Origin of the sequence: Tomitella biformata AHU 1821, assembly GCF_000524475.1 — a bacterium.
Classification (GTDB): Bacteria; Actinomycetota; Actinomycetes; order Mycobacteriales; family Mycobacteriaceae; genus Tomitella; species Tomitella biformata.
The window spans coordinates 55291-68951 of the sequence record NZ_BAVQ01000071.1; the positions used below are offsets into that span (position 1 = coordinate 55291).

The 13661-nt window shown below is 69.2% G+C and carries 7 protein-coding genes and 1 pseudogene; all 8 read right to left on the bottom strand.

Annotation, left to right across the window (positions count from 1 at the left end):
• Positions 1–65: 65 nt before the first annotated feature.
• The gene (locus TBIF_RS16850) at positions 66–1607 is read right to left on the bottom strand and encodes an acyl-CoA carboxylase subunit beta (protein ID WP_024795926.1); all 1542 of its coding nucleotides are present in this window, start codon (positions 1605–1607) and stop codon (positions 66–68) included.
• A gap of 27 nt (positions 1608–1634) precedes the next feature.
• Complete coding sequence (gene pks13 / locus TBIF_RS16855) at positions 1635–6623, bottom strand: polyketide synthase Pks13 (protein WP_084611755.1); 4989 nt, start codon at positions 6621–6623, stop codon at positions 1635–1637.
• Positions 6624–6637: 14 nt separating this feature from the next.
• Positions 6638–8542 carry a long-chain-fatty-acid--AMP ligase FadD32 gene (gene fadD32, locus TBIF_RS16860; protein WP_024795928.1) on the bottom strand — a complete coding sequence of 635 codons (1905 nt, stop codon included), beginning with the start codon at positions 8540–8542 and terminating at the stop codon, positions 6638–6640.
• A gap of 237 nt (positions 8543–8779) precedes the next feature.
• On the bottom strand, positions 8780–9760 hold the full coding sequence (locus TBIF_RS16865) for a cutinase family protein (protein ID WP_024795929.1): 981 nt from the start codon (positions 9758–9760) through the stop codon (positions 8780–8782).
• Complete coding sequence (locus TBIF_RS25475; RefSeq protein ID WP_024795930.1) at positions 9757–10269, bottom strand: DUF732 domain-containing protein; 513 nt, start codon at positions 10267–10269, stop codon at positions 9757–9759. The genes TBIF_RS16865 and TBIF_RS25475 overlap by 4 nt, the downstream gene beginning before the upstream one ends.
• 127 nt (positions 10270–10396) lie before the next feature.
• On the bottom strand, positions 10397–11125 hold the full coding sequence (locus TBIF_RS26320; RefSeq protein ID WP_235174838.1) for an LGFP repeat-containing protein: 729 nt from the start codon (positions 11123–11125) through the stop codon (positions 10397–10399).
• 108 nt (positions 11126–11233) lie between these two features.
• A pseudogene (locus tag TBIF_RS26325) lies at positions 11234–12265 on the bottom strand (alpha/beta hydrolase); the annotation flags it as partial.
• Positions 12266–12511: 246 nt separating this feature from the next.
• Positions 12512–13516: an alpha/beta hydrolase gene (locus TBIF_RS16880; protein WP_024795932.1), complete on the bottom strand. Its 1005-nt coding sequence runs from the start codon at positions 13514–13516 to the stop codon at positions 12512–12514.
• Positions 13517–13661 lie beyond the last annotated feature (145 nt).

Sequence of the window (13661 nt, forward strand, 5' to 3'; positions counted from 1 at the left end):
CACTCCAATAGACAGTGGGGCCGGCCGGGATTATCCCGGCCGGCCCCACCGCGTTGGTCTGAGAATTAGATCGGGATCTGCTTCGACTTGCGGGGACGGTCCTCGACCATCTTGTCCTGCAGCATCCGCATCGCCTTACGCAACTCCAGGCGGGTCGCCGACGGCTCGATCACGCCATCGATGTACCCGCGCTCGGCAGCCGTGTACGGCGTCGCCACAAACTCGTTGTACATGTCCACGAGCTGTTTCTTGAGCGCCTCCGCGCCGTCGCCGGCCGCCTCGAGCTCACGGCGGCGCAGCAGCGTCACCGCACCCTCCGCGCCCATCACGGCGATGCGGGCGGTGGGCCAAGCGAAGTTCAGGTCCGCGCCGAGCTGCTTGCAGCCCATCACGGCGTAACCGCCGCCGTAGGCCTTGCGGATCACGATCGTCACCTTCGGCACGGTGGCCTCCACGTAGGAGAACAGGAACCGTCCGCCCTTGTGGATCACACCCATCCGCTCCTGCTCCGCGCCGGGCATGAAGCCGGGGGTGTCCACCAGGAACACCAACGGCACGCTGTACGCGTTGCACATGCGGACGAAACGCGACGCCTTGTCCGCCGCGGCCGCGTCGAGCGCCCCACTGAGGTGGAAGGGCTGGTTGGCGACGACGCCCACCGAGCGGCCGTCGATGCGGGCGAAGCCGGTGATGACGTTGTTCGCGGTGCCCTCCGCCAACTCCAGGAAGGAACCGTCGTCGAACGCGCGCAGGATGACCTCGTGCATGTCGTAGCCGGCGTTGTCGGAGTCCGGCACCAGGGAGTTCATCTCCAGGTCCGAGTCCGTCAGCGTGGGCTCCAGGCCGGGGTTGATCACCGGGGCGGGCTCGAACGCGTTGCTGGGCAGGTAACTCAGGTACTCGCGGACCCACTCAAATGCGGCCGCCTCGTCCGTCGCGACGTGGTGCACGTTGCCGTACGCCATCTGCTTCTTGGCGCCGCCGAGCTCCTCGAGCGTGATCTCCTCGCCGGTGACGGACTTGATGACGTCCGGGCCGGTGACGAACATATAGGACTCTTCGGTGGCGACCACAACGTCGGTGCTGATCGGTGAGTAGACCGCGCCGCCCGCACACTTGCCGAGCATGATCGAGACCTGCGGGACGATGCCCGTCAGCTTCTCGTGCGCCGGCCCCAGCTTGGCGTACCAGGCCAGGGACGTCACCGCGTCCTGCACGCGCGCGCCGCCGGAGTCGTTGATGCCGATCATCGGGGCACCGATCTTGGCCGCGTACTCCATCGCGGAGACCACCTTGCGGCCGAAGGCCTCGCCGATAGTGCCGCCGAAGACCGTCTGGTCGTGCGAGAACACCACCACAGGCCGGCCCTCAATGGAGCCGTAGCCGGTGACGACGCCGTCGCCATACGGGTTGCTGGCGCTGCCCGGCGTCTTGGCCAGTGCGCCCAACTCCTGGAACGAGCCGGCGTCGAGCAGCGTGTTGATGCGGTCCCGGGCGCTGGCCTGGCCCGCGGCATCGCGCTTGGCGATCGCCCGGGCGCTGCCCGGCTCGCGGGCAAGCTCCAGCTTCGCGCGGAGCTCAGCCAGCTTCTCGGCAGTGGTGCTCACAGTCAAACTCCTTGTCGGCGGGGGAAACTACCCGCGTGCGGACTCGATCTCGGCCAATTTGCGGCTCAGGTGCGCCCCGACCTTGGCGATGTACGGCTCGTCGACGATGGCCACGTGGTCACCACCGATCTGCACCACCTCCAGATCGGTGAGCACCCCACCCCAGCCGCCGTCGGCCGCCCGCGTCGCATACGCGGGCTCCAACTCGATGGCGCCGTCGTGGTAGGTGTCGGCCATGTACAGCACAGTAGGACCGTCGTACGGGGTCAGTTGCGCGGCCGCACGGGCCAGCGCCCGGTTCTCTAGGAACGAGGTCCGCTGGTGCTCGATCACACCGCCGGGAATCGGCAGGTCCACGCCCTTGAGCAGGCCCATCAGGATGTCGACGGCGCCCTCATCATCGGTCTGCGCGAGCAGGTCGACGGGTAGCGGCACCTCGACGCCGTAGGTCTTCTCGGCGAACGCGATGTAGCGGTTCCAGCGGGCGCGGCGCTCGTCCTCGTTGTCGACGATCTCCTCGCCCGGCATGACCACGTCGATGAGGCCGACCAACGCGACCTCCTCACCGGCGGCGCGCAGCAATTTCGCCACCGCGTACGCCAGGATCCCGCCGAATGACCAGCCCGCGAGCACGTAGGGCCCGTGCGCCTGGATCTCACGAATCGGCTCGAGATACTGCGTGGCACGCTCCGCGATCTCGCCCTCGACGCGTTCGAACCCGTACATCGGGGTGTCGGCGGGCAGGCGCTTGAGCAGCGGCTCGTAGGCGACGGTGGAGCCGCCGGCCGGGTGGAAGACGAACACCGGGACGCGGTCGACGCCCTCGACCTTGGCACGCAGGGTGCGGACGATGCCCACATCCCCCTCGAGGTGCTCGCGGACCAGGTCCGAGAGCTGCTCGATGGTGGTGGCACCGCGGACCTGCTCGGCTGTGATGTCGCCGCCCGCGCGCTCGGTGAGCCGCTCGGCCAGCGCCGCGGTCTGCGCGTCGTCCAGCGGGGTGAGTGGGTTGAAGATGCCCCGTGCGGAGCGTCCGATGACGACCGCCCAGGTGCCGAAGGTCAGGCGCTCGGCGGCATCGCGCGGCGGCACGTCCGCGGCCTGCTTCTCGGCAGGAGCCGCAGCCGTCTCGGCCGCAGCCTCCGGCACGTCGGCGGGCAAATCGGTCGGGATCGCGGTGACGGTCTCGCCCGCCACTCCCCCTGTCTCCGCCTCGCGCCTCTGCTGTTCGGCGAGCGCCGCGACCTCCTCGCGGTTCTCCACGGCGTAATGCACGTACTTGGCGACCTCGACAAGGTTCGCGTCCCGCACAGCCTGCAGCTGCAGTTGCGGGATGTCGAAGTCGTACTCGACGCGGTTCTTGATGCGCACAGCCATGAGTGAGTCCAGGCCCAGCTCCATGAGCGGGATCTCCATGGGCAGGTCCTCGGCGGCAAAGCCCATCGACTCGGCGACGATCTCGCGCAGCCGGTCATCCAGGCTGATCTTGCCCTCGGGGTCCCAGCGAGAGGCCGCGCCGAAGTCATCGTCCGCATCCTCGGCCACTACCTGCTCGGCCAGCACCGGAGCGAGGACGACCCGCTCGGCCAATGGCGCGCCGGAGTGGACGACGGCCTCCGCGAGGAGCGTGAACGCGCCGTCGGCGCCGCGGGCGTGCACCTGCACGGACCCGCCGCCCAGGTGCGGAACCAGCGAGGTGGTGATGGTGCCGGACATCGGGACTGCGGCGGCGCCGAGAAGCACCGCGCCCAGCGTGACGTCGGAGAGCACCTCGCCGGCGGCGGCGACGATCAGCTGCGCGGGGTCGGTCACCGCGTCCGCGACGACCTCCCACACGTGGCGCCCGTCCGGGAGCGCCACGTGCGCGCCGGGGATGCGGGCGTTGCCGCCGGTGGAGATGCGCGAGTTGACCCACAGCTGCTTGCGCTGGAAGGCGGTGCGCGGAATCTCGGCGAAGGGCCCGGCGGGCAGCAGCGAGTCCAGGTCGACCTGGTGGCCGTGCACGTACAGGGTGGCCAGCGCGGTGAGGACGGTGAGCTCCTCGTCCTCCTTGCGCTTGAGGGTCTGCACCAGCTGCGGCTCCAGGACACCCTGGTCGTAGCAGGTCATCGCGATCGACATCAGCGTGACGGGGTTCGGGGCGAGCTCCACGAAGGTGGTGTGCCCGGCGGATAGGGCCGCCTTGACGGCCTGGTCGAAGAAGACGCTGTGGCGCATGCCCTTGATCCAGTAGTCCTCGGCGTGGAGCGGGTCGTGCCCCGCGGGGAAGCTGTTCCCCTCGTGGACCGAGGAGAACAGGCCGGTGGCCAGCGGGAAGTTCTCGATACCCGCCAGCTCCGCCTGAAACTCGCCGAGGATCGGGTCGACCTGGGAGGTGTGGCTGGCCCCCTTGACCTGCATGACGCGGGCGAACTTGCCGGCGGCCTCGGCTCGGGCGACGATCGCCTGCACCTGCGGGTCCGGTCCGCCGATGACGGTCTGGTTCGGGGCGGCGTAGACGCACACCTCGAGGTCCGGGAAGTCGACCAGCACGTCGGTGATCTCCGCGGCGCTGTACTCGACGATCGCCATGCGGCGGATGTCCTGGCCCTCCAGGGTCGCCTCGCCCTCGCCCATCAGGCGTGAGCGGACGCAGATCACGCGGACCGCGTCCTCCAGGGAGAGCCCACCGGAGACGTACGCGGCGGCGGCCTCGCCCATCGAGTGGCCGAGCGCCGCGGTGGGCTCCGCGCCGTGGTGACGCAGCAGCTTCGCGAGGGCAACCTGGATGGTGAAGATGCCGACCTGCGCGCGCTCGGTGTCGTAGTCGACGGAGTCGTCGAGGAACATCTCGGCCACGCGATAGCCCGCTTCGATGTCGATGAACTCGTCGATCTCGTCTACGGCGGCGTGGAACACGGAGTTGGTCTGGTAGAGGCTCTTGCCCATCTTGCGGTGCTGCGAACCGAAGCCCGAGAACACCCAGACCGGGCCGGACGTGGCGGGCGAGTCCGCGGAGAGCACGTGCGGCGATGGCTTGCCCGCGGCTAGGGCGTGGAGGCCGGCGATGGCCTCGGCCCGGGTGCGCGCGAGCACGGCACCGCGGGAGCGGCCGTGGTTGCGGCGGGCCAGCGCCCGGCCGAGGTCCTCGAGCGAGGTGACGCTGCCGGCCTCGGTCTCGAGCCAGTCGGCCAGGTCCGCGGCGACGCGGCGACGGCGCGACGGCATCGGGGCGGAGACGACGAGCAGGACCGCGGGGGGCTCGGCGGCCTCATCGGCGACAGGGGCCTCGACGGCGGGCACCTCCACGGCAGCCGGCGTGTACTCCCGCAGGACCACGTGCGCGTTGGTGCCGCCGAAGCCGAAGCCGGACACGCCGGCGATGGCCTGGCCGCTGTAGCGGGGCCACTGCGCGCCCTCGTCGATGACGCGCAGGTGCGCCGCGTCGAAGTCGATCAGCGGGTTCGGGCCCGCGTAGTTGAGCGTCGGCGGCAGCGCGTCGGCCTGCATCGACAGCACGACCTTGATCATGCCCGCAGCGCCGGCGGCGGCCTCAAGGTGCCCGAAGTTGGTCTTGGCGGAGCCGAGCAGCGCGGGCTTGTCGTCCTCGCGGCCCAGGCCCACGACGCGGCCCAGGGCGCCGGCCTCGATGGGATCGCCCAGGGTGGTGCCGGTGCCGTGCGCCTCGATGTAGTCCACCTGCGTCGGCACGATGCCGGCGTCGCGGTAGGCGCGGCGCAGCACGTCCACCTGCGCGTCGGGGCTCGGCGCGGTGAGACCGTTGGAACGGCCGTCCTGGTTGACAGCGGTGCCCGCGATGACGGCCAGCACGGTGTCGCCGTCGCGCTCGGCGTCCTCGAGCCGCTTGAGCACCAGCAGGCCGCCGCCCTCGGAGCGGATCATGCCGTCGGCGTCGGAGGAGAAGGCCTTGATGCGACCGTCCGGCGCCATGACGCCCAGCTCGGAGAAGCCGAGGGTGGCGGCGGGGGCGACCAGCATGTTGGTGCCGCCGGCGACGGCCAGGTCGGCGTCGCCCTCACGGAGCGCGCGCACCGCCTGGTGTACGGCCACCAGCGAGGACGAGCAGGCGGTGTCCAGGGTGACGGACGGGCCGCGGAAGTCGTAGAAGTAGGAAATGCGGTTCGCGATGATCGCGGTCGAGTTGCCGGTGATCGCGTACGGGTGCGCGGTGGACGGGTCCGCGACAGTCAGCAGCTGGTAGTCGTTGGCGGAGGAGCCCATGAAGACCCCGACCGACTGCCCCTTGAGGGTGTTCGCGGGCAGATGCGCGTGCTCGAGCGCCTCCCAGGTGAGCTCCAGCGCCAGGCGTTGCTGCGGGTCCACCATCTCGACCTCGCGCGGGGACATCGCGAAGAACTCCGCGTCGAAACCCTTGACGTCCTCGAGGTAGCCGCCCTTGGTGTTCGCGCGCTCGATGGCGGCGGCGATCACGGGGTCCGAGCGGTACTCGTCCCAGCGGCCCGCGGGCAGGTCGGTGATGCCGTCGTGCCCGGCGGCCAGCATCTCCCACATCTGGGCGGGGGTGCTGCCGGAGCCGGGGAAGCGCGAGGCCATGCCGATGATCGCGACATCGTGCGCGCCCGGGCCGGACGGACGGGTGTAGAAGTTCTCGTCCACCGGCACGTCCGCCGACTCCGGCGGGCCCTCCACGATGCGCTGCGCCAGCGAGGCGATCGTGGGGTGCTGGTAGACGATGGTCGCGTCGAGCGTGATCCCGCAGAGGTCCTCGATCTCGCCGCTGAGCGCCACCGCGTCCCGCGAGGACAGGCCGAACTCCTCCATCGGACGGTTCGGATCGACCTCGCCGCGGGCCAGGCCCGTGGTGGCGACGATCCAGTCGGTCAGCCACTCGCGCAGCCCCGCCACGGTCAGCTCGGGGCGCTCCAGCCCTGAGGATCCCAGCCCTGCGGACTCCACTGCTGTGGAGTCCGCGCTTGCGGACTCTCCGACAGCGATTGCGGCGGTCTCCGTGTTGGGGAGATCCGGCTGCTGTCCGTCAGACGGTAGATCAGTCATGCGACCTGCTTCGACTATTCGTTGGGGCTGTCGGGGAAGGCTTGCTGCGTGTAACCGCCACGCAGCGTGCCCTCGATGTACGCGGCTTTGCACGCCCGCCGGGCGATCTTGCCACTGGAGGTGCGCGGGATGGAACCGGCGGGGACCATCAGCACGTCGCGCACGGTGACGCCGTGGCGGGCGGAGACGGCGGCGCGCACCGCGTCGGCGATGGGGCCGGGGTCGGCCTTGCCGGCGCCGGGCGCACGCTCGGCGACGACGACGAGCTGCTCCGAGGAATCGTCGCGATCATGGACCAGGCCGGAGCCCGAGTGCTCGAAGACGCCCGCGGGCATCTGGTTGAGCGGCACCGCGAACGCGGCAGCGAAGCCGGGCCGGATGGCCTTGGAGGCCTCCTGCACGGAGTACTCCACATCCTGGGGGTAGTGGTTGCGCCCGTCCACGATGATCAGGTCCTTGACGCGGCCCGTGATGAACAGCTGGCCGTCGATGTACACGCCGTAGTCACCGGTGCGCATCCAGTGCGCGTCCTCGGGGGTGCCGTTTGCGTGGCTGCCCGCGGGGATCCGCTGCGTGAGCTTGTTCTGGAACGTCTCGACGGTCTCCTGGGGACGGTTCCAGTAGCCGGTACCCATGTTCTCGCCGTGCAGCCAGATCTCGCCGACCTCTTCGTCGGCCAGCTCGGTGCCCGTCTCCGACTCCACGATGGTCGCCCACTGGCTGCGGGCCACGTAGCCGCAGGCCACCTGCGGCACCGCGCTCGGGTGGTCCTCGGTGAGGCGCTCGATGCGGCCCTGGTTGAGCGCATCGCGGTCGACGTAGATCACGACGGGCTCGGCGTCGGGCCCGGTGGTCGAGACGAACAGCGTCGCCTCCGCCATGCCGTAGCTCGGCTTGATCGCCGTGTCCGGCAGCCCATAGGGGCCGAAGGCCTCGTTGAATTTCCGGATCGACGACGTCGTGACCGGCTCAGAGCCGTTGATCAGGCCGATGACGTTGCTCAGGTCGAGGGTCTCGCCCTCCTTGGGCAGACCTCGCGCGGCGGCGTGCTCGAACGCGAAGTTCGGCGCGGCGGCGAACGTGTTCGCGCCGTCCGAGGCGGCGGCGAGCTCGCGGATCCAGCGGCCCGGGCGCTGCACGAACGCGCGCGGGGACATGATCGTGATGTACCGGCCGCCGAACGCGGGGAGAATCACCGTGAGCAGGCCCATGTCATGGAACAGCGGCAGCCAGGTGACGCCGCGGGACTCCAGGTCCAGTCCGATGCCGAACGCCATCTGCAGCGCGTTCGTGAGCACGGCGCGGTGCGTGATCTTCACGCCGGCCGGGGTGCGTGTGGAACCGGACGTGTACTGCAGGTATGCGATCGCCTCGAGGTCCGACTCCGGCTTGACCCACGTGGCGCCGACCTCGTCCGGGATGCCGTCGACGGCGATGATGCGCGGGCGCTCCTTGGCGGGCAGCGCGCGGAACAGCTGGCGCACGCCGGCGGCCGAGTTCGTCGCCGTCAGGATCGCGGCGGGGGTGCAATCCGCGAGGACCGACTCGAGGCGGTCCAGGTGGCCGGGCTCGTCCGGGTCGAACAGCGGCACCGCAATATTGCCGGCGTGGATCGCGGCGAAGAACGAGATCACGTAGTCCAGGCCCTGCGGCGCGAGGATCGCGACGCGGTCGCCCGGCTTGGTCACCTGCTGCAGCCGCGCTGCCACCGCACGGATGCGGATGCCGAACTGGCCCCAGGTGAGTTCCTCGGCGACGCCGTCACGGGCCGCGGAGTAGTCCATGAACCGATAGGCGAGCTCTGCCGGGGCGTCGTGCGTGTTCGCCTCGACGTGGTCCACCAGGGTCCGGCCGTCCCTCAGGCTTACTTGCCCCTGGTCGTCCAGGTATTCAGCCAAATGGTCGACGATCGGTTGCATCCCTACTCCTGTCAGTACTTCTCGTGTGGCGCTAAGTGTCTGTGCCGATGGGCTCCGATGCAGCATCCCAGGCTTGACGGGACAGACACAATCCTTCGTCGGGCGTACGAACGCCGACGATCAGATCGCCCACTCAGATCACAAACATGTTACAGACACACCGGAGCGCCCTTTCGCGCAACATGCACCTTGCCACCCCGACCTGCCCGCGCGTATCGGACGACCGTCCCACTCCGCCTAGTTGTGCGCAGGTGTGGGCGCGTTCTGGATCAGTCCCGCGGCCCAATCAGTCAGGTACGCCGTGGCCGTAGTCCCGTCGATAATCGGGTTGGTGTGGTAGATCGCGTGGATCGGCGCACTGGCCGCGGTGGACAGCTGCGCGATGGTCCCCACCAGGTTGGTGAGGACCTCTGCGGGGGCATCGCAGATGAGATCGCCCGGCGCGCAGATCTGCACCGCCCGGTCCGCGAGCACTCCGAAACCGCCGGGGCGCGGGCCCGTCATCGTGGTGCCCGGCATCAGCGGGCCCAGGTTGAGCCCGGCCAGCAGCACCTCGGCGCCCTTGCCGCCCGGCACCCCCAGATTCAGGCCCGCCGCGGGCGCGGTGGTGTCCCGGCGCCCGTCCGCGATAAGGCCGACGCCCAGCACGCGGTCCGCGGAGATCGGCGCGGTGGCCACGCCGTTACCGATGTCCGACGCGATATCGCCGGCGATCACGGCGCCCTGGGAGAAGCCCATCAGCACGAAGTTCGTGAGCGGGCACTCCGCGGTGCGGTCGCGAATCATGTTCTCGGCCGCCGCCTTGCCCTGCGCGCGGCTGTCGTCATAGGTGGCCTCCGGCGGCGCCATCGGCCGAGCGAACTGCGCCACGTACGGCACCGTCATCACATCCACCCGCGACTCCGGGAACTGCTCCTGCAGCGGCCCGGTGACGTTGAGCAGCAGCGCCGCCGGATTGGCGGTCGGATGGTGCGGGTCGTCGGTCGGCGAGCTCTCCCACGTGCCCGGCACGGAGATGACCTGCACGTCCGGGCAGCTCGCGGGCTGCGCCTGCGGCTCCTCGGGACCGGGGGTGGGGGTCGGGCCGCCCGGCACGGGCGGCGTCTGGGTGCGGGTCAAACCAAACACAAGGGCGATGATCGCGATGACAATCGCGGCCAGCACCAATCCGCCAAGCACCAGTTTCCCGCCGCCGCCACGCTTCTTGCCCCTGCTCATGCGTTGCAGAAGGTCGCCTGGGCGGTGGCGATGTAGGCGTCGGTGACCGCTTCGGCGTCGATCTCCTTATTGAGCAGCTGCGCGTCCGACGCGACGAACGCCAGCACGTACTGGCGCATCTGCACCTGGGGCACCGCGTCGGCCTCGGACGCGCAGATGTACTGCGCGGCGCTCAGCGCGACGTCGCCGCCCTGGCTGTAGTCGATGCCCTTCTCCCCGAGCCCGTCCAGGAAAGCCTGGTCGCGCGTAGACCGCTCCGGCGCGGCCGGGCCGGGGTAGCCCTCCGGCACCGGCTCCGGGGCCTCAGCGGGAGCCGTGGGCGGCACCGCGGTGGGGCTAGGGTCCACCGTCGACGACGGCGTCGTGGGGCTACTGCCCGCGGACTGGCTGGCACTGACGCTCGGGGTCGAGCTCACCGTTGAGCCGTCGCCGCCGCAAGCCGCGGTCAACCCGGCAACGCCGACCGCGAGAGCAGCGGCCACCAGGCCTCGTCCGAATGCAGTGCGCATCGTGAAAATCCTTACTTCGTTTGGCAGAACTGGGAAGAGACAAAACCACGCCGTCCCGAGCCAGCGTACTGATCATTCCCCCCCGGGGAGTGTTCGGCGAGCTGGCTCGGGCGGCGTGGTTTGGGTGCTAGTCGCCCACCCCGACCTGGCCGTGCTGGAAGTCCTGGACCACTGCGGTCCCCTCGATGCGCTGGTCGCTGATCGGGAAGCCCAGCTCCCCGCCCTCGTAGCCCTTGGCCGCCCAGGCGTCCATGACGGAGCCGTTCAGCACCGACCAGGCGCCGGAGGCCGGGGACCAGTACAGGTTGCCCTTGTCGAAGCGGTTGAACTTGCCGCCGACCGCGTCGAGCTCGCTGGTCTGGGGAAAGCCGAGCACGCTGGCCTCGTAGCCGAGCTCCTTGTACTTGTCCAAGATCAGGCCGCGGACCTCGTACGCGTCCGCCCCGTTCTTCTGGAACAGGATGCCGCGCTCGAAGACCTGCGACTGGCCCTGCCCGTTGGGGGTGGTGATGGGCTCGTCCAGCGGGAAGCCCAGCCCGTTCAGGTGCTCCCAGCCGAGGTCGTTCCAGGCACGCTGAATGTCGCCGGAGATCGAGTGCGCCCCGGTGGGCGGCGACCAGTAGACGGCGCCGTGCTGGAAGGTGTTGAACCGGCCCACGTTCTCGAGCGTCGGGAGCTCACTGGACGTCGGCAGGCCGAGGAAGCCGCCCGGACCGCCGGACTGCTGGTAGCGGCCACCGATGAGACCGGACACGAGGTTCGCGCCGGTGGCGCCCGACCAGAAGGCGCGGCCGTTGGTGTAGTCCTGCGCGACGCCGCCTGGCACCGCGTACTCGGGGGTCACGCAGTCGCCCATCCAGCCGCTCCCGGCCACCAACCCGCCGATGGCGCCATTGGGTGCGCAGTTGACCGGCTCGGTGTTCACGCCCAGCGCCTGGGCGATCTGCGGCCAGGACTGGTGCAGCTCGAACTGCCAGTACGGCCAGGAGTGCGTCCCCGACGGGCGGTAGACCACGTTCGCGGGGATACCTTCGCGGGCCAGCGCGCTGGCGAAGTTCTGCGACGTCAGCCGGGAGAGGATCTCCAGGCCCATGCCGGCGATGTTCGTGGAGATGCCGGGAATGCCGCCAACCTGGTCATACGGGCCGGCGAAGCCGTTGCCGCTGGAGATGTAGATGCTCTTGCCCTGGAGCTTGTCCACGTGCAGCAGCGGGTCCTGCTCGGCCCACCGCGGGTCGGACGGCGCGCCCCACATCTTCTGCGAGTTGAACTGGCCCGCGTCTTGCATCGCGAACTGCAGCGCCTGCGGCATGCCCAGCGAGGTGGTGTTCAGGATGCCGGAGTAGGAGCCGACGAAATTGAACATGTCCGGATGGCGCTCCGCGAGCATCATCGCGGCGGTGCCGCCCATGGACAGCCCGGCGACGCCGCGCACGTTCGTGCTGCGCCAGTCGTTCTCCAGGATGGGGGGCAGTTCCCGCGTCAGGAACGTCTCCCACTGGTAGTTGTGCCCGTTGTCGGGCTCGTTCCAGTTGGTGTAGAAGCTGGACTCCCCACCAACGGGCAGGACGACGTTCACGTTCTTGTCCGCGAAGAACTCCTCGATATTGGTCTCCAACGTCCAGCCGTTGACGTCGTCCCGGGCTCGGAGGCCGTCGAGCATCAGCAGTTGGGGGTAGGTCTTGGCGGGATCAATGTTCCAGTCCCGGCCCACATAGATCTGGACCTGGATGTCCTCGTTCATCGCCGGGGAGTGGACCCAGAGTGCCACTCGACGGGCGGTGATCCACTCGACCTTGGTGACCTTCACACCGTCCAGGACCGGCGCCGTGTGAACGGGGGCGGTCTGGGCTGGAGCACTGACAGCCGGGGCAGCCTGCGCCGCGACCGGGCTGATCAACGCTGCGGCCAGCGGGAACACCGCGGCGGCCACGAGCGCGCGCTGCCAGCGGACGCCGGACCTTCGGCTGGCCGGCGCGACTGCACGCCCCGACATCGGTGTGAGTGCCAAGATATCCCTCGCTTCATTCCGAGCAACAGAAACGACTCAATCATCCGTTTCTCGATTACCGACACAATAAGCCCGACCCGGTGAGATCCCACGGATCACACGCCGAACACGCGTCACTCTAGCCACATTTTCCCGATACCCATAGGGTGGATGCGCAAAAGGGCCCGGGCCGCACACCGAGGTATTCGGTGTGCGGCCCGGGCCGCTCGGCAATTCGACTCAGGGTCGCAACTAGCGGCCGACAGCCTGCAGGATCTGCGGGCGAGCGGTCCAGAGCTGGTTCTCCCAGTTGTTCCACGCGTGGATGCCATAGTTCGGGAACGAGAACGTGGCGGGGATGTTCATGGTCGCGAGGCGCACCTGGAAGATCTTGGCCGACGCGAGCGAGAGCGCCTCGAGGCCCATGCCCATGCCGGTGTTCCAGAAATCGACCGGCCTGGTGGGGTGATCGCCATTCGGGCCCGGGTCCGGGATAGCGGAGGCCGCGGAGATGAACAGCGACAGGCCGCGGAGCTCTTCGGCGAAGACGAACGGGTCATGCTGCGCCCACATGGGCGACCACGGCGGGCCCCACATGGAGTCGGCGTTGAACAGGCCTGCGTCCAGCATCGCGACGCGGATGCTCGTCGGCATGCCAGGCGTCGAGAGGTTCAGGTAACCGGACATGGAGCCGGCGAAGGCGAACTGCGGCTTGTGCTTGGCCGCGAGGTACAGCGCGGCGCTGCCGCCCATGGAGATGCCCAGCACGGCGTTGCCGCTGCGGTTCACACCCTTGACGTCGGCCAAGAAGTTGGGGAGCTCGCTCGACAGGAACGTCTCCCACATGTAGGTGAAGTCCTGGCCGTTGAAGTTGCTGGGGGCAATCCAGTCGGAGTAGAAACTGGCCGCGCCGCCGATCGGCATGACCACGTTCACGTTGTCGTTCTTGAACTGGTCGAAGGCGTTGGTCTCGATGTCCCAGCCGTTGGCCGTGTCGGGGGCGCGCAATCCGTCGAGCATGTACACGGCGGGGTTGCCACCGCTGCCGCCGGTGGCGCTCTGGAACTGCACGGGAATGTTCCGGCCCATCGAGGGCGACCACACGTTGAGCCGCTCGATGCGATCCGGGTTGGACCAGGCGTTCGCAGTGCCTGCGTTGACGAGACCGGTGAGCATGGTGAGCGAGAAGAGCGCCGCCCCGAATCCGATCAGCCGGCGCTTGAAGCCGCCTGGCTTTCGTGGGTTCGTTGTTGCCATGGACTAAATCCTCTTTCTGTCTGCGACACCATCTGCGACGCATGTTCTCGGCCACTTCTGCTGTGGGGACCGTGATCCCCCGCAGGCGCAACCGATCGAGCCGTCCGGCTCTGCCGATCTTCTCCCCGGGTTTACATACCGAGGT